General features: G+C 74.9%; 17 protein-coding genes. 6 read left to right on the top strand and 11 right to left on the bottom strand.

The window, feature by feature from the left end:
* Window positions 1-16 precede the first annotated feature (16 nt).
* From BMY88_RS09335 to BMY88_RS09325, 3 genes are read right to left on the bottom strand one after another with little or no spacing between them, the layout of a single operon-like run.
* A complete protein-coding gene (locus BMY88_RS09335) occupies window positions 17-1,957 on the bottom strand; it encodes a flavin-containing monooxygenase (protein ID WP_091942456.1) in 1,941 nt (646 codons plus the stop codon).
* Between the two features lie 9 nt (window positions 1,958-1,966).
* Window positions 1,967-2,914: an alpha/beta hydrolase gene (locus BMY88_RS09330; protein ID WP_091942454.1), complete on the bottom strand. Its 948-nt coding sequence runs from the start codon at window positions 2,912-2,914 to the stop codon at window positions 1,967-1,969.
* A gap of 59 nt (window positions 2,915-2,973) precedes the next feature.
* Window positions 2,974-4,671 carry an N-acyl-D-amino-acid deacylase family protein gene (locus tag BMY88_RS09325; RefSeq protein ID WP_211435577.1) on the bottom strand — a complete coding sequence of 566 codons (1,698 nt, stop codon included), beginning with the start codon at window positions 4,669-4,671 and terminating at the stop codon, window positions 2,974-2,976.
* Window positions 4,672-4,768: 97 nt separating this feature from the next.
* Here BMY88_RS09325 and BMY88_RS09320 point away from each other — a divergent pair, with 97 nt between their 5' ends.
* The 4 genes from BMY88_RS09320 to BMY88_RS09305 all read left to right on the top strand — a co-directional run bounded on the left by BMY88_RS09320 (window position 4,769) and on the right by BMY88_RS09305 (window position 6,812).
* Window positions 4,769-5,386, top strand: coding sequence for a TetR/AcrR family transcriptional regulator (locus tag BMY88_RS09320; RefSeq protein ID WP_091942450.1), 618 nt, complete (start codon window positions 4,769-4,771; stop codon window positions 5,384-5,386).
* Between the two features lie 54 nt (window positions 5,387-5,440).
* The gene (locus tag BMY88_RS09315) at window positions 5,441-5,608 is read left to right on the top strand and encodes a hypothetical protein (protein WP_170861030.1); all 168 of its coding nucleotides are present in this window, start codon (window positions 5,441-5,443) and stop codon (window positions 5,606-5,608) included.
* Between the two features lie 64 nt (window positions 5,609-5,672).
* Window positions 5,673-6,479 (top strand): MOSC domain-containing protein, encoded by an 807-nt coding sequence (locus tag BMY88_RS09310; protein WP_091942445.1) that lies wholly within the window; start codon window positions 5,673-5,675, stop codon window positions 6,477-6,479.
* Between the two features lie 120 nt (window positions 6,480-6,599).
* Window positions 6,600-6,812, top strand: a complete 213-nt coding sequence (locus tag BMY88_RS09305) for a hypothetical protein (RefSeq protein ID WP_091942443.1) — start codon at window positions 6,600-6,602, stop codon at window positions 6,810-6,812.
* Between the two features lie 6 nt (window positions 6,813-6,818).
* Here the strand turns inward: BMY88_RS09305 and BMY88_RS09300 are convergent, their stop codons facing one another.
* Genes BMY88_RS09300 through BMY88_RS09280 form a run of 5 tightly spaced genes read right to left on the bottom strand, consistent with a single transcriptional unit; the run spans window position 6,819 to window position 10,598 of the window.
* The gene (locus tag BMY88_RS09300; RefSeq protein ID WP_091942441.1) at window positions 6,819-7,562 is read right to left on the bottom strand and encodes an SDR family NAD(P)-dependent oxidoreductase; all 744 of its coding nucleotides are present in this window, start codon (window positions 7,560-7,562) and stop codon (window positions 6,819-6,821) included.
* 49 nt (window positions 7,563-7,611) lie between these two features.
* Window positions 7,612-8,469, bottom strand: coding sequence for an NAD(P)-dependent oxidoreductase (locus BMY88_RS09295; RefSeq protein ID WP_211435576.1), 858 nt, complete (start codon window positions 8,467-8,469; stop codon window positions 7,612-7,614).
* A gap of 29 nt (window positions 8,470-8,498) precedes the next feature.
* Window positions 8,499-9,287: a glucose 1-dehydrogenase gene (locus tag BMY88_RS09290; RefSeq protein WP_091942439.1), complete on the bottom strand. Its 789-nt coding sequence runs from the start codon at window positions 9,285-9,287 to the stop codon at window positions 8,499-8,501.
* A complete protein-coding gene (locus BMY88_RS09285) occupies window positions 9,284-9,715 on the bottom strand; it encodes a cupin domain-containing protein (RefSeq protein WP_091942437.1) in 432 nt (143 codons plus the stop codon). Before BMY88_RS09285 ends, BMY88_RS09290 begins: the two co-directional genes overlap by 4 nt.
* A 43-nt stretch (window positions 9,716-9,758) precedes the next feature.
* Window positions 9,759-10,598, bottom strand: coding sequence for an SDR family NAD(P)-dependent oxidoreductase (locus BMY88_RS09280; protein WP_091942435.1), 840 nt, complete (start codon window positions 10,596-10,598; stop codon window positions 9,759-9,761).
* Window positions 10,599-10,684: 86 nt separating this feature from the next.
* Between BMY88_RS09280 and BMY88_RS09275 the strand changes: the two genes are divergently transcribed.
* The gene (locus tag BMY88_RS09275) at window positions 10,685-11,719 is read left to right on the top strand and encodes a GDSL-type esterase/lipase family protein (RefSeq protein WP_091942433.1); all 1,035 of its coding nucleotides are present in this window, start codon (window positions 10,685-10,687) and stop codon (window positions 11,717-11,719) included.
* A 37-nt stretch (window positions 11,720-11,756) separates the two neighbouring features.
* Here BMY88_RS09275 and BMY88_RS09270 read toward each other — a convergent pair whose 3' ends face one another.
* Window positions 11,757-12,536: an alpha/beta fold hydrolase gene (locus tag BMY88_RS09270; protein WP_091942431.1), complete on the bottom strand. Its 780-nt coding sequence runs from the start codon at window positions 12,534-12,536 to the stop codon at window positions 11,757-11,759.
* 224 nt (window positions 12,537-12,760) lie between these two features.
* Between BMY88_RS09270 and BMY88_RS09265 the strand changes: the two genes are divergently transcribed.
* Window positions 12,761-14,044 carry a class I SAM-dependent methyltransferase gene (locus BMY88_RS09265; RefSeq protein WP_091942429.1) on the top strand — a complete coding sequence of 428 codons (1,284 nt, stop codon included), beginning with the start codon at window positions 12,761-12,763 and terminating at the stop codon, window positions 14,042-14,044.
* Window positions 14,045-14,060: 16 nt separating this feature from the next.
* Here the strand turns inward: BMY88_RS09265 and BMY88_RS09260 are convergent, their stop codons facing one another.
* Window positions 14,061-14,243 carry a PspC domain-containing protein gene (locus BMY88_RS09260; RefSeq protein ID WP_091942427.1) on the bottom strand — a complete coding sequence of 61 codons (183 nt, stop codon included), beginning with the start codon at window positions 14,241-14,243 and terminating at the stop codon, window positions 14,061-14,063.
* Window positions 14,244-14,344: 101 nt separating this feature from the next.
* Complete coding sequence (locus tag BMY88_RS09255) at window positions 14,345-15,592, bottom strand: ABC transporter substrate-binding protein (protein ID WP_091942425.1); 1,248 nt, start codon at window positions 15,590-15,592, stop codon at window positions 14,345-14,347.
* Window positions 15,593-15,757 lie beyond the last annotated feature (165 nt).

The raw sequence follows: 15,757 nt of genomic DNA, 5'->3' as shown, positions 1-15,757 counted from the left end.
CCCGGACCGGTGCGCGTCAGCGCAGGACGTGGTCGGCGGGCAGGGCGGTGGACGTCGTCCGCCAGTAGTGGACGTTGCCGTAGGGGTTGAGGATGTAGATCTTCCCGTCCGGCGCCTTGTACCAGGTGTTCGCGATCGACTCGTGTCCCCACATGAGGGTGTCCATCTCGGCGTGCAACTCCCGGACGTAGCGCTCGTAGGCCTCCTCCGTCGGCTCGATGGAGGTCTTGCCGCTCTCGACGAGCTGCCGCAGCGCCTCGCCGATGTACTTCATCTGGCACTCGGCGGCGAACACGATGCTGCCGGCGTGGGCCAGACCGGTTCCCGGGCCGCCGATCATGAAGAAGTTCGGGAAGCCGGCCACGGTCACCCCCGCGTAGGCGGTGGGCTTGCCGTCCCAGACCTTGGACAGCGGGATGCCGTCCCGGCCGACGAACTCCATCGGGGCGAGGAGCTCGTTGGCCCGGAACCCGGTGGCGAGCACGAGGACGTCGGCCTCGTAGCGGCCCTCGGCCGTGACCACCGCGCCCTCCTCGAGCTGGAGGATCGACGACGTGTCCAGGGTGACGTGCGGCTGCTTGAGGCAGCGCAGCCAGGAGCCGTTGTCCTGCAGCATCCGTTTGGCCGCCGGCGGGTACTGCGGGGTGACCTTGGCCTTGAGCTCGGGGTCGTCGCCGACGTGCGTGTCGATCCACGCCTCGAACAGCTTCCGGCGCTCGGCGGAGAAGGCGTTCGCCGTGCGGGGGAAGTCCGACCAGGTCGGGTCCATCCGGACCAGTTCCAGCAGCTTGTCGCTGGACTGGGTCATGATCATGAAGCGGTGCCAGCGCGAGTAGCAGGGCAGGTGCCGTGCCGCCCACATCGCGCCCTCGGGAACGGCGTCGTGGTACTTGGGGTTGGGCGCCATCCACTGCGGGCTGCGCTGGAAGACCGTCAGCTGCGCCACCCGGTCCACGATGGCCGGACCGATCTGGAAGCCACTGGCGCCGGCGCCGATCAGCGCGACCTTCTTGCCGGTGAGGTCCACCGAGGAGTCCCACTCGGCCGAGTGCATGACCGGCCCGGCGAAGCGCTCCAGGCCCGGCAGGTCGGGGATGAACGGCTTGTGCAGGGTGCCGGCGGCGGAGATGACCGCCCGGACCCGCAGCGTCTCCACCGCGCCGTCGCCGGTGCGGAGCTCGACGTCCCAGTAGCCGCCGGCGTCGTCCCAGGCGGCCCGCACGACCTCGGTCTGCCACCGGACGTGCTCGCCGATGCCGTGCTTGTCGAAGTGGTCGCGGAAGTAGGCGTGCAGCTCCGGCTGCCGGGCGTAGTACTCGGTGAAGACCTGGTTGGGCTCGAAGGAGTAGGAGTAGTAGTGGCTGGCGACGTCCACCCGGGCCCCGGGATAGGTGTTGAGCCACCAGGTGCCGCCGACGTCGGTGTTCTTGTCCACCACCGAGAACGGGATGCCGGCCTGCTTCAGCCGGATGGCGGCCAGCAGCCCGCCCATCCCGCAGCCGATCACCAGGACCGGGTACTCGGCGGCGTGGTCGGCGGCTTCGGGGGCGATCCGGATGGCCCGCGGGTCCTCCCCGTCGAGGTCCATCTCCTCCAGGATCATCTCGGCCGTCGCGTCGTCGTGGTGCTCGAGGGCCAGCCAGTCCATCAGCTCCCGGACCAGCTCGGGCGCCAACGGCGCCGGCGCCGGGCAGCCGGCGTCCCGCCACGCGGCGATCGCGGCGGTCGCGCTGCGGACCAGCTCCGCCTTCTCCTCCTCGGTGAAGGCGCCGCCGAAGTCGTTGGGCACGAACCGGTTCGGACGGATCGGCCCGCGCAACCACGACGGGTCGCCGGTGATGTGCACGACCGAGGCGATCACGAGCGGCAGCAGGGCGGTGTCGAGGTACGCGGCGATCTGCTCGTCGGACTCGGTGACGGGTTCGGTCTGCAGGTGGCGCGCGACTGCGGTGGTCATCGGTTTCCCTCAGGCGTGTCGGACGGCGGTGGTGACGACGCCGAGCGCCTCGCGGCTGCGCGGCAGGACGGTGTCGGGAAAGGTCAGGAAGCCGTGGATCTGGCCGGCGTAGAGGTGCAGGTCGACCTGCACCCCGGCGTTGACGAGGCGGGTGGCGTACTCCAGGCCCTCGGCGCACAGCGGGTCGCAGCCGCCCAGCAGCAGCGTCGTGGCCGGCATGCCGGTGACGTCGGCGTTCAGCGGCGCAGCGTCGACGTGCTCGCGGAGCGACTCGTCGGGGAGGTACTGGTCGGTGAACCAGCGGCTCTCCTCCTCGGTCAGCGGCCACTCGTCCCCGAACGCCCCGCCGGCCGCGCGCTGCCCGGCGACACCCGGGTAGGCGAGCACCTGGCGGCGCACCAGCGGCCGGCCGGCCTCGACCAGCCGGCGGGTGGCCACGGTCGCGAGGGTCGCGCCGGCCGAGTCGCCCAGGGCGACCAGCCGGGCCGGGTCCCCGCCCAGTTCGGCCGCGTGCTCGGCGGCCCAGCCGAGCGCTGCCTCGGCGTCCTCGATGCCCGCCGGGAAGGGGTGCTCGGGCGCGAGGCGGTAGTCGACCGACACCACGACGCAGGTGCCCGCGACGGCGAGCCTGCGCGCGAAGGCGTCCGATGCCGCCACGCTGCCCACCACGAAGCCTCCGCCGTGGAAGTAGACGACGAGCGGGAGCCCCTCCTCGGCGACCGGCCGGTAGACGCGCACCGGGATGCTGCGCCCCTCCGCGTCGATCCCGCGGTCCTCGACCGAGTGCACCTCGGGCCCGGGGACCCCGCCCACCACGGAGTCCTCGATGTAGGCCCGCGCCCCCGCGACCCCGCGCCGGGAGAGCGTCGGCGCACCCGAGCCCGTCACCGCGCGGACGAGTGCCTCGGCATCGGCGTCCCGCACGGGCTCCAGCCCCGCACCCAGCGACGTCGTCATGTGGTTCTCCCGTCCTCGTCCTGCTCCGGTGGTGCCGGCCGTGCTGCCGGTTGCGGCGCTCACGTCGCGGCCGCGACGCTGCGGATGCGACCGCCGCGGACCAGCCGCCCCGGGAGCTCGCCGGTCGGCTCGCCGTCGGCGTAGACCTCGACGCCGCTGTTGAGGGTGTGCAGGTAGCCCTGCGCCCCCTGCATGACCCGCCGCCCGCCGGCCGGGAGGTCGGCGACGACGGTCGGCTTGGTGGCGGCGAGCCGCTCGAAGTCGATGACGTTGAGGTCGCCCTTCGCCCCCGGGACCAGGAGCCCGCGGTCGGTGAGTCCGACCGCCGCCGCGGTCGCCCGGGTGTGCCGCGAGACCGCCCATTCCAGCTCGAAGCGCGGGCCGCGGGTGCGGTCGCGGACCCAGTGCGACAGCAGCGTCGTCGGGAAGCTGACGTCGCAGACCGTGCCCACGTGCGCGCCGCCGTCGCTCAGGCTCGGGACGGCGTACGGGTGCGACAGCATCTCCCCCGCGGCGTCGAGGTTGCCGCCGAAGTAGTTCTGCACCGGCTGGTAGGCGGGCCCCTCCAGGAGGATGTCGTAGAGGAGGTCCTCCGGCGCGCGCCCCTCACGTGCCGCGCGGGCGCCGACGGAGTCCTCGGTCGCCGGCTCGTAGTCCGGGTGCTCGCCCATCTCGAAGATCGCGTCGAAGCGCCGCACGAACCGCGCCTTGATCTCGGTGGGCGTGACGGCACCGAGCTCGTGCATCTCGGCGAGGATCCGCCGCTTGACCTCGGGGTCGCGCAGGTCGGCCCCCGTGCGGAACGTGGCCGTCGTGCGCCAGGGGTTGACCGAGCCCTCCAGGTCGATCAGCACCCCGATGGCCCGGACCGGCACGCCCGCGGTCATCAGCAGGCCCTCGTCGCGGGCGCGCTCGATGGCGCGCAGCGTGCGCCGGTACCCGGCGCCCGGCGTCGTCTGGCCCAGCGAGAGCGACAGCGGGCGGCCCGAGGCCCGCATCATCTCGAGCATCGTCTCGATCTCGGCGTCGTGGTCGTCGAAGTCGGTGACCACCTGGAGGACGCCGCGGCCGGTCGCCCCGATCGCCCGGGCGATCTCCACGAGCTCCTCGCGCTCCGCGTACTTGGTGGGGGCGATGTCGCCGCGGCTGCTGCGGTGGTTGAGCGTGCGCGAGGTGCTGAACCCCAGCGCCCCTGCCTCGATCCCGGCGGCGGCGAGCCGGGCCATCTCGGCGATGTCCTCGGCGGTCGCCGCCTCGCGGTCGGCACCCCGTTGCCCCATCACGTACACCCGCAGCGGCGCGTGGCACACCTGGGCCGCCACGTCGACGTCGTACCGGCGGGCGTCGAGCACGTCCAGGTACTCCTCGAAGGTCTCCCACGTCCAGGGGAGCCCCTCGTTCAGCACCGAGCCGGGCAGCTCCTCCACGCCCTCCATCAGCTCGACGAGCCGGTCACGGTCCCGCTCGCGTACCGGCGCGAACCCGACGCCGCAGTTGCCCATGACCACGGTCGTGACGCCGTGCGCCGCGCTGGGCTGCAGCCGGCTGTCCCAGGTGGCCTGCCCGTCGTAGTGCGTGTGCATGTCGACGAACCCCGGGGTGACCAGGGCGCCGTCCGCGTCGATCTCCCGCCGGCCCCGCTCCGACACCACGCCGACCTCGACCACCACCCCGCCGTCGACGGCGACGTCGGCCGTCCTCGCCGGGGCACCCGTCCCGTCGACCACGGTTCCGCCTCGAACCACAACGTCGAACACGTCGATCTCCTCCGGTCGCCTGTGGCACCAGACACTGCCACAGTGGCACTCACTAGTGTCAAGAGGGCACTCGCCCTATCCTGGCTCGGTGGAACCGATGACCGAACCGCTCGCGGACGCCAAGCGCCAGTTCGTCGTCGACCGAATCCTGACCTCGGCACGGCGGCTGGTGATCACCGCCGGGCTGGGCGTGACCATGGACCAGATCGCCGAGGCGGCCGGGGTCAGCCGGCGCACGTTGTTCCGCCACTTCGACACCCGGGACCGCCTGATCGCCACCGCCTTCACCGTGGCCGGGGACCAGCTCGTCCAGCAGTGGCCCCTCTACGACGGCGACGTGCACGGCTGGCTGCAGGGCATCTGCGAGGTCAACCACCGGGGCAACAGCAACGCCGGGCCGGGGTACTGGGAGCTGACCTCGCGCACCGACCTCCCGCCGGACCTCGCCGACTTCGAGCGCTCCCGGCGGGCCTTGCGCCGCGAGCGGATCGCCGAGCTCACGCGGCAGCTGTGGGACCGCAGCGGCGGCGCCGGCGACCCGCCGGCGGCCCTGGTGGCGTCGGTGTCGGCGCACCTGAGCGCGCACTTCACCGCTGCCGTGGTCACCGAACACGGGTCCTCCTGGGAGGCGGCGGCGGAGATCGCCCGGGACGCGATCCTGGCGGCACTCCACGGGCAGCTGGCGGGCACGGGCTGCCCGCCCGTCCGGAACTGAACCGACGCCACCGGGAGGATCCTCACCATCGCTCGCCGCACGAGGAGGTCGGTCGTGGGATCCGCCGTCGTCATCGCCGCCCTCCTCGTCCTGGGTGCCCTCGGCGTCGCGGGGGTGGTGCTCGGGGAGGCCGACGACTCCCCCGGGCTGCAGGGACTGGGCGTGCTGCTGGTGATCGCCGCGGTCGCGGCCGGGGTGCGCGCCGTCCGGCGGCGGAGATAGCCGTGCGCCCCGCGGGCACCGCTCCCTAGGCTCGGTCCCCCAGGAACCGACCGGAGGGACCTCCATGCCCGTCGTCTCGCGCCTGTCGACGACGCCCGTCAAGGGCACCGCCCTGCACTCGCCGGACGGCGTCGAGCTCACCGGCAACGGCGTCGAGGACAACCGGCGGTTCCACCTCGTCGACGAGCGCGGCCGGCTGTTCAACGGCAAGCACCACGGGCCGCTGGTCCGGCTGACCGCGCACTACGACGCCGAGCGGGACCACCTGACGCTGCAGGTCCCGGGCCGCACGCCGGTGGAGGGGACGACGGCCGAGCTCGGCGAGGCGGTGACCACGAACTTCTACGGCCGGGACGTGCCGGGCCACCGGGTGACCGGCCCGTGGTCGGCCGCCCTCACCGGGTTCGTCGGCCGGCCGGTGTCCCTGATCGCCACCGACACCCCCGGGCACGGGGTCGACGTCCACCCGGTGACGCTGATCAGCACGGCCACCCTCGAGCACCTGCGCAGCGTGACCCCCGGCGGCGAGCGGCTGGACGGCCGCCGCTTCCGGATGCTCGTCGAGCTCGCCGGCTGCGGCGTGCACGAGGAGGACACCTGGGCGGGGCGCCGCGTCCGGCTGGGCGGATCGGTCGTGCGGGTGGTCGGGCCGGTCCCCCGCTGCGTGGTCACCAACGAGAACCCCGAGACCGGTGAGGTCGACTTCGGCACCCTCACGGCCATCGCGCGCTACCGCGGCGAGCGGGCGCAGGACCTCGGCACGCCGGTCGCCCACCTCCCCGACGGGGGCAAGGTCGTCCTGGGCATGTACGCCACCGTCGAGGAGCCGGGGGCGATCCGGATCGGCGACGACGTCGAGGTGCTGCCGTGAGACGGCCGGCCGCTGCAAGTCCCGGGACAGCGGCGTGCGAGTGCGGTACCAGCGGCCCGCGGGACGGTGTCGTCACCGCCCCGACCGGGTCGGTGACGCCCCACCCGACAGGACCGACCGATGACCGCCTCGACCGCCACCGCCCCCTTCTCCCCCACGCTGCGCCCCCGCACCTCGCGGACGGCCCGGCGGTCCGGGCTGCGCGCCGCCTGGGCGCGCCACCGGGCCGACCGGGCGTCGCTGCGGCAGTACCGGGAGGTGCAGGCCGCCGTCGCCGGCGCGCCGACGCCCGCCTCGGCCGCCGAGCTCTCGGCGCTGCTCGACCGCCGCTGACCCCCGTCAGCTGGTGGCGTAGCCCCCGTTGACCGGGATGGTCTGGCCGGTGACCCACGCGGCGTCGTCGCCGACCAGCCAGGCCACCGCGGCCGCGACGTCGCCGGCCTGGCCGAGCCGCGGGACGGCGTAGGCGCGCAGCTGCTTGAGCGCCATGTCCGACGCCTCGTCCATGCCGGCGTTGTTCTGGGTGGCCAGGGAGATGCTGTTGCAGGTGATGCCGGAGCGGCCCACCTCCTTGGCCAGCGAGCGCATCAGCGCCGGCCCCGCACCCTTGGACGCGGCGTAGGTGGCGATCAGCTTGTCCCCGACGCGGGCGGACTCCGAGCTGATGGTGATCACGCGCCCCCAGCCCCGCTCGAGCATCCCGGGCAGCGCCGTGTGCGTGCAGTTGAGCGGGCCGTAGACGTTGAGGTCGACGAAGGCCTTCCAGGTGGCCGGGTCCTCGTCGACGAACTTCTTCATCTGGATCCCGGAGATCGGGATGCCGGCGTTGTTCACCAGGATGTCGATCGGCCCGAAGAGCCCGAACGTCTCCTGGACGGCGGCGAGGTCGGTCACGTCGGCCACCACCGGCTCGGCCTTCCCGCCGGCCGCCCGGATCTCCTCGACCACCCGCTCGGCGCGGTCGGCGAACAGGTCGTTGACGCCGACGGTGGCGCCGCGCGCGGCCAGCACCCGCGCGATCTCCGCTCCCACGTTCTGGCCCGCGCCCGTGATCAGCGCCGTGCGTCCGGTCAGTTCGCCCACGGTGACGTCTCCCTCTGCTCCACCGGCTCGCGCCGGGCTCGGCTGGACCCTAGTGGCACGGCGTGCCGCCCCCGGGCCCTCGGGCGGGCACGGACCCGACGGCGGGCACGGGCTCGACGGCGGGCCCGCAGGCGGCACGGGCCACCGCGCCGAGCGCGCCCGTGCCGGCCCCCAGCGCGGCCGCGACCGCCTCGCAGGTGCCGACGTCCTTCACCAGGAAGGGCCGGACGCGCTCGGTGAACCCCGCCGGGCCCCCGCTCAGCAGGGCGAGGTCGAGCGACGCGCTGCGGCCCGTGCCACCCCGGCCGATCGCGCCGAGGGCGGCGGCCGGGTCGACGCCGAGGTCCGCCGCGAGTCCGGCCGCCTCCTCGACGAGCCGCGCGTTGGCCGCGAAGAGCAGGTTGTTCACCAGCTTGGTCCGCTGCCCGTCCCCCACGCCCCCGACGTGGTGCACCGGGTCGCCGTACGCCGCGAGGACGGGGAGCACCGCCGCCGCGGTCGCGTCGTCCGCGCCGAGGAAGACCGTCACCCGCCCGGCGACGATGTCCATCGCCCCGCCGTCGACGGGTGCGTCGGCCACGCCGATCCCCCGGCGCGCGCCGGCCGCCGCCAGCTCTGCGGCCGTGACCGGGCTGCCCGTCGTGTGGACGACGAGCGAGCTCCCCGGGCGCATCGCCGCCACGATCCCGTCGGCCCCCAGGCAGACCTCCCGCACCTGCTCGTCGTCGTAGACGCAGACGACGGCCACGTCGGCGTCGACCACGGCATCCGCGAGGCCGGACGCCGGCGTGGCACCGGCGGCGGTGGCCGCGGCGACGACCTCCGCGCGGCGCGCCCAGCAGCGCACCGGGTGGCCCGCCGCCAGGAGCCGCTCGACCATCGGGAAGCCCATCCGGCCGAGCCCCACGAACCCGATCCTGGCGGGGCCCGGCGCCATCAGGCGCTCGCCGGCGCGTGCTCCAGCGGCGGGCGCCACGGCCCGGCGAGGTGGCCGCCGTCGATCACCATCTGCGCGCCCGTGATGTAGCCGGCCTCGTCACTGGCCAGGAAGAGCACCAGCGATGCGACCTCCTCGGGCCGCCCGAAGCGCGGCAGCGGCTGCCAGTCCACGAGTGCCACCAACCCCGGCAGCGCCTCGGCCGGGATCATCGGCGTCTCGATCACTCCCGGGTGGACGGAGTTGACCCGGATGCCCGCCCGGCCGAGGTCGATGGCCGCCGACCGGGTCATGCCGGTCACCGCGAACTTGCTCCCGGCGTAGCTGGTCATCCCCCGCACGCCCACGAGCCCGTCGATCGAGGAGATGTTGACGATCGAGCCGGCGCCCTGCGCCCGCATCGGCGCCGCCGCGGCGCGCATCCCGAGGTAGACGCCGTCGAGGTTGACGTCGAGCTGGCGCCGGTGGTCCTCCGGCGGCAGCTCGTCGACCACCCCGACCGCGCCCACTCCGGCGTTGTTCACCAGCACGTCCAGGCGCCCCCACCGGCCGACGACCGCGTCCACGGCCCGGCCCCAGTCGTCGGCGCGGGTCACGTCGAGGTGGTCGTACGCGGCGGCGTCGCCGAGCTCGGCGGCCAGCGCCTGCCCCTGCTCGTCGCGGACGTCGGTGACCGCCACCCGCGCCCCCTCGGCGACGAACCGCCGCGCGACCGCCTCGCCCATGCCGCGGGCGCCGCCCGTGACGAGCGCGACCTTGCCCGCGAGGCGCCCGCCGGCGGCCGTCATGCGTCGCTCTCGCGCGGGGTGGTGAAGATGCCGCCGAGACCGGAGTGGATCTCGATCCACTCCGCGCCCTCGTCGCCGGCGATCCAGGAGTAGAGGGTGTCGGGGATGAAGAAGCCCATGCCGGCGGTCACCCGCCGGCTGCCGAAGCGGAGCTCACCGCGCAGCACGTAGTCGACCTGGTAGACGCCGTGGCGGTGCGCCTTCACGCGCTCCCCCGGCCGGGCCGACTCGTGGTAGACCGACAGCTGCGGGGTCTGGACGAGGACCTTGGTGACGAGATCGCGACCGAGCAGCGCGAACATCTCCTCGGCGTCGGGCATGTCCTTCATGAGCTCCGCGTTCGAGTGCCCCTCGATCGCCGCCACGTCGAACGCGTAGGCCTTCGGCGGCGCTGCGTCGAGGGTCGCGCCGTCCACCGGTGCGTCCATGTCTGCCTCCTGTGCGTGGGGGGTGGGTCGGGTGTGCTCGGGCTCAGGGCATGTGCGTGCCGCCGTTGGGGCGCAGCACCTGCCCGGTCATGAACCGCGACGCATCCGCCGCGAGGTAGAGGACGGCCCAGGCGATGTCGTCGGCCGCACCGTTGCGCCGCAGCGGCTGCATCGTCGTCATCGTCGCGAGCACCTGCCGGCGCTGCTCCTCGTCGACGGTCCCGTCGGCGGCCGTCCAGACGCGCCGCGTCATCCCCGTCTCCACGAACCCGGGGGCGACGGCGTTGACCCGGACTCCCGCGGGCCCGAGCTCGGCCGCGGCGGTCCGGGTCAGCGACAGGACGGCGGCCTTGGTCATGCCGTAGACGGCGCGGTCGGGAACCGGCACCTCGCCGCCGGTCGAGGCGATGTTGACGATCGATCCGCGACCTGCCGCCGACATGACCCGCCCGGCCGCGGCGGTGCCCCAGAAGACGCCCTCGAGGTTGACGGCGAGCACGGCGCGCAGGTCCTCGGGGGTGGTGTCGACGATCCGCGCAGTCCGGATGATCCCGGCGACGTTCGCCCAGACGCCGATCCCGCCGGTCGCCCGGACCGCCGCCTCCGCGAGGGCCTCGACGGCGCCCCGGTCGCGAACGTCGGTCGGGACGACGACGGCCCCCTCGATCCCGGCGGCGGTCTCCGCCAGCCCGTCCGCCGCGACGTCGGCGAGCACGACCCGGGCGCCCGCGGCCGCGCAGACGACCGCCACGGCCCGGCCGATGCCGCTGGCCGCGCCGGTGACGACGGCGGTCCGACCCTCGAGGGAGAAGGGGGGTGCGAGGGCCGGAGCAGCGGCGACCCCGCCGTCGACAGGGGCTGCGGACAGGGAATCGAGCGTCATCGCACGTCCTCCGGGACGTCGTGGGAGCGTTCGCTGGGGCGGACGACCGTTCGCCATATGAACCGCTCCCGACTATTCTGCGTGGCGTGGATCACGTCAAGGCATCGCCGGAGCGGACCCCCGAGCTGTCGGCGCTCCTGCGCGGGGCCGCGTACCCGGCGACCGCGGCCGCGCCGCATCCCCGAGCCGACCCGGCCGCCGCCGACCGCCTCCCGGCCGACACCTGGGGCACCGCCCAGCTGCCGGTCGGGGTGCGCCTCGAGCTCACCGGCACCGCCCGCGCGATCGACGTCACCTACACCACCGCCACCGGCGAGCTCGGCTACCGGGGCGCCGGGGCCGGGACGACGTTCGCGGTCTGGACCGGCGACACGCTGGTCGACGAGCAGCCGGCGGAGCTCGGCCGCGCGACCGTGCGGCTGCGGCTCGCCCCGGACGGCGAGCGGTCCGTCGTCCACCTGCCGGAGGGCATGCGCCCCACGATCTCCGCCGTCGAGGCGGTCGACGGGGCGATCGCGCCCGCCCCCGCGCAGCCGCGCTGGCTGGCCTACGGCGACTCGATCACGGAGGGCTGGAGCGCCTCGGCCCCCGCGCTCGCCTGGCCGGCGGTGGCGGGGCGCCGGCACGGGCTCGACGTGGTCAACCTCGGGTACGCCGGCTCCGCCCGGGCCGAGCTCGTCAGCGCGGAGGGCATCGCCGCGCTGCCGGCCGACGTGGTGTCCATCGCCGTGGGCACCAACTGCTGGAACCGCATCCCGCACTCCGCGGGCCTGATGCGCGAGCTGCTGCGGGCCTTCCTCGCCGTCGTCCGCAGCGGCCACCCGGCGACGCCGGTCGTGGTCGTCAGTCCCGTCGTCCGCCCCGACGCGGAGACCACCCCCAATCTCCTCGGCGCGACCCTCGCCGACCTGCGCGCGGCGATCGAGCAGGCCGTCACCGAGCAGGTGGCGGCCGGGGACCGCGCGCTGGTCCTCGTCCCCGGCGCCGACCTGCTCGACGCGGGCCTGCTGGTCGACGGCGTGCACCCCGGCGACGAGGGACACCGCGTCCTGGCCGACCGGATCGGCGCGGCCGTCGCCGACGCCGTCGCCGGGCGCACCCCCGCCGGCGCGACGACCTGACGCCCGTGCCGCGGACGCCACCCCGGCCGGCCCGGGGTCAGCCGGCGCGCTCGACACGCTCCAGCCACTCGGCGAGGAGCGCGCGCAGCAGCGCCGGTTGCTCGTGGGGCAGGGCGTGCCCCGCGTCGTCGAGCACGGCGAGCGAGGCGCGCGGGTGCTCGCCGAGCAGGTCGACCGCGGCCGCGTACCCGACCGTCGAGTCACGCCGTCCCGCCACGACCACCGTCGGCCCCGGGTAGGACGGGGAGCCGTCGGGGGTGAGGTCCCAGCGTTCGCCGATCCGCGCCAGCGCCGCGGCGTCGGCGAGGGCGGCGGCCGGGGCGACGAACCGCTCGTACCGGTCCAGCATCTCGGGCGTCTGCACGACGAAGTAGCCGCGGAACCCGTCGTCCCCCAGGTCGCCGGACCCGGCGACGACCCCGTGCGCCGGCACGTCCCGCGCCCCGGGCAGCAGCGGGCAGACGAGCGCCAGACCCGCGACCCGCTCCGGACGCCGCGCCGCCATCGCCCGCGCCAAGTACGCGCCCGCCGAGTGGCCGGCGAGGAGGTACGGGACGCCACCGGTCACCGCGTCCGCGAACTCCAGCAGGAGGTCGAGGACGTCGTCGGCGCCCCGCAGCGATTCGGGCGCGGCCGTCGCGCCCATCCCGGGGAGGTCGGGGTAGACCCGCCGGAGGTCGGCGGCCCCGGCGAACGCCGGCTCGAAGCAGGCCTCGGTCTCGCGGTGGTCGACGCCGGCGCCGTGCAGCACGAGCACCGGCCGCCCGGCCCCGTGCTGGACGAAGTGGACCCCGCCCGCGCCCGCCGTCGTCCCCATCCGGCCAGCCAACCGGGGGGCGCGCCGGGGAGCAACGGGCCGCGCCACGACGCGGCCCCGCGGCCAGACGCCGGTACCGGCACGGCCGCCGCGCGAATCCGGCCCGGCGGCGGCCGGCGGACCGATCCACCTCCCGCCCGGACCCCTCCGGCGATACGTTGTCGGCCGCAACCACTCGGGGAACGCGCTGGTCGACCGGCCGGCGCCGGGCGCGGAGGACCGACATGACGCGGACGGGCGGTGTGGCACCCCGCCTCGCGGAGGCGCTGGCCGTCGTCCTGGGGGTCGAGCAGATCCCGCTGCGGCTGCGCGCGTGGGACGGCAGCGAGGCGGGGCCCGAGGGCGCCCCCCGGATCGTCGTCCGCTCCCGGCGCGCGCTGCGCCGGCTGGTGTGGGCACCGGGCGAGCTCGGCCTCGGTCGCGCCTACGTGGCCGGCGACATCGACATCGAGGGCGACGTCTTCGACACCTTCGCCGCGCTCAGTTCCGCCGGGCGCCTGTCGGTCCCCGGCGGCTCGCCGGACGCCGCGCCCGGCGAGCGGCTGCGCCTGCTGGGCACCGCCCTCCGGCTGGGCGCCGTAGGGCCGCAGCCGCCGCCCCCGCCCGAGGAGATCGACCCCGGCCGGCACGGGCGGCGGCACAGCCGCGACCGGGACGCCACCTCGGTGTCCCACCACTACGACGTCGGGAACGACTTCTACGCGCTCGTGCTGGGTCCCTCGATGGTCTACTCCTGCGCGGTCTGGGACGACGAGGCCACCGGACTCGACGCGGCCCAGCAGATCAAGCTCGACCTCGTCTGCCGCAAGCTGGGGCTGCGGCCGGGGATGCGACTGCTGGACGTCGGGTGCGGCTGGGGCAGCCTGGCGCTGCACGCCGCGCGGGAGTACGGCGTGGACGTCGTCGGGATCACCCTGTCCGTCGAGCAGGCCGCGCTGGCCCGCAAGCGGGCGGCCGAGGCCGGGCTGGCCGACCGGGTGGACATCCGCGTGCAGGACTACCGCGACGTCGACGACGACCCCTTCGACGCGATCAGCTCGGTCGGCATGGCCGAGCACGTCGGCCGCGCGCAGATGCCCGCCTACGCAGCCCGCCTGCACGACCTCCTGCGCCCCGGCGGCCGGCTGCTCAACCACGCGATCTCCTGGCGGGCCGGCGACACCTCCTGGGACCGCGACACCTTCATCGCCCGCTACGTGTTCCCCGACGGGGAGCTGCTCCGGCTGGGAGAGACGGTCGCCGCCCTCGAGGCCGGGGGCCTGGAGATCCTGGACGTCGACGCGCTCCGCGGGCACTACGCCCTCACTCTGCGGGCCTGGGTGCGCCGGCTGGAGGAGCACTGGCACGATGCCGTGGCGGCGAGCAGCGAGGGGCGGGCGCGGGTGTGGCGGCTGTACATGGCGGGCAGCGCGCTCGCCTTCGAGGCGGGCGCGATGGGCGTGAACCAGGTGCTGGCGCAGCGGCCCGGGGGTGCTCCCCCACCGCTGCGGCGGACCGCCTGGGTCTGATCCGGTCCCGGCCCGCTCAGGGCGCCTTGGGGATGACCACCCACGCGACGAGGTAGACCAGCTCGCCGACGCCGAAGAGGCCGAACAGCACGAACGCCACGCGCATCAGCCCGCGGGAGAGCCCGAACCGGTCGGCCAGGGCCGCGCACACGCCGGCGATGACCCTGCCGGACCGGGGACGTACCAGTGTCGATGCCATGCGCCCGGTCCTACCCCGCCCGGGCGGCCGGCGTCCACCCGGACGACGCACGGCCGGCGCCCGCCCCGAGGGGTGGACGCCGGCCGCGGACAGATCGGGCGTCAGGCGTCGACGAGCCCGCCGCAGGTCGCCTCGTCGCCGTCGAGCACGTACTCCTCGCCCGTCAGCGTGAGGTACCAGGAGCAGGACTGCTCGTAGTCCTTGCTGTCGAAGGGCAGGGCCGACGGGTACAGGCCGCCCGCGTCGAAGTCGGTCAGGCCGCGCATGGTGTCCATGAGCTCCTGCTGCGTGGCGTCGCAGCCGGCCGCGTCCAGGCCGTGCAGGAACGCGTCCGTCGACACCCAGCCGACGTTCTCGTAGAACCCGACCGTGCCGACCTCGTCACCGGTCTGCTGCGCGATCGCCTCGGCGAGCCGCACCGCGGCGTCGCTGCCCAGCTCGTAGGGGGCGATGCTCGTGGTGAAGTCGACGCCCTGCGCGATCTGCGCGCCCACACCCGACTCGACCAGCTCGGGCCCGTAGCCGGTGGGCAGCAGGATCGTCCCGTCCCAGCCGGCCTGCCGCAGCCCGGCGACGACGGCCAGGCCGGAGTCGGGGGTGATGGCCAGGTACACCGAGTCGGCGCCGGAGTCGAGGATGCCGAGGACGATCGGGCCGACGTCGGTGCTGCCGAACTGCACGTTCGTGTTCTCGTACACGACCTCGACGCCGGCCGCCTCGGCCGAGGCCAGCCCGTTGGCGAGGCCGGCCTGCGACGACTCCGCGGCGAACGAGACGCCGGCGAGCTTCGTCGCGCCCTTGCCGGCGAGGTGGTCGCCGAGGGAGCTGTAGACGTCGTCGGCCACGGGCAGCGGGAACGCCGAGAACAGGTTGTTGTCGAACTCCAGCCACTGCGGCTGGGGGCCGTCCAGCGCGTAGCCGACGACGGGCGTCTGCGCGCCCTGCGTGGTCATCCAGCCGATGCCGCCGTTGAAGAACGGGCTCGCGGAGATGATCGCGTAGACCTCCTCCTGCTGCACCAGGCTCTGGACGGCGGTCAGGTTGCCCTGGGGGCTGCTCTGGTCGTCGGCCTCGACGACCTCGAAGTCGAGGTCCCCGGCGCACGCGCCGCCCTCGGACTCGTAGGTGGCGAACCGCGCCTCGACACCGGCGCGCAGGGCCTCGGAGCCGGCCGCGTTCGGCCCGCTGAGGTGGTTCACGAGGCCGACCTTCACGGTGCCCTCGGCCGCGATGCCGCCGCCGCCCTCGCCGCCGCCACCGGCCTCGTCGTCACTGCCACAGGCACTGGCGAGCATCGCCACGGTGCAGGCGAGGCCGAGGTAGGCCGCCGTGCGCTTCCTGCTGGTCATTCGGTGGTGCTCCTGTCGACGTGCGTGTCCGGCGGCCGCGTGGCCGCAGCGGTTCGTGACAGAGCGTGCCACTTCGTCCGTGGGATACTGACATCGACGTCGGTTTCGTTGCGGACTCGTGATGGGTCCGGACGCCACCCCCGATCGGCGGCGCCCGCGGGGGCG

The organism is Trujillonella endophytica, assembly GCF_900110555.1.
In the GTDB taxonomy this organism is placed as follows: Bacteria; Actinomycetota; Actinomycetes; order Mycobacteriales; family Geodermatophilaceae; genus Trujillonella; species Trujillonella endophytica.
Note: the sequence above shows the minus strand (reverse complement) of the source record. Positions and strands in the feature narration are given on the sequence as shown.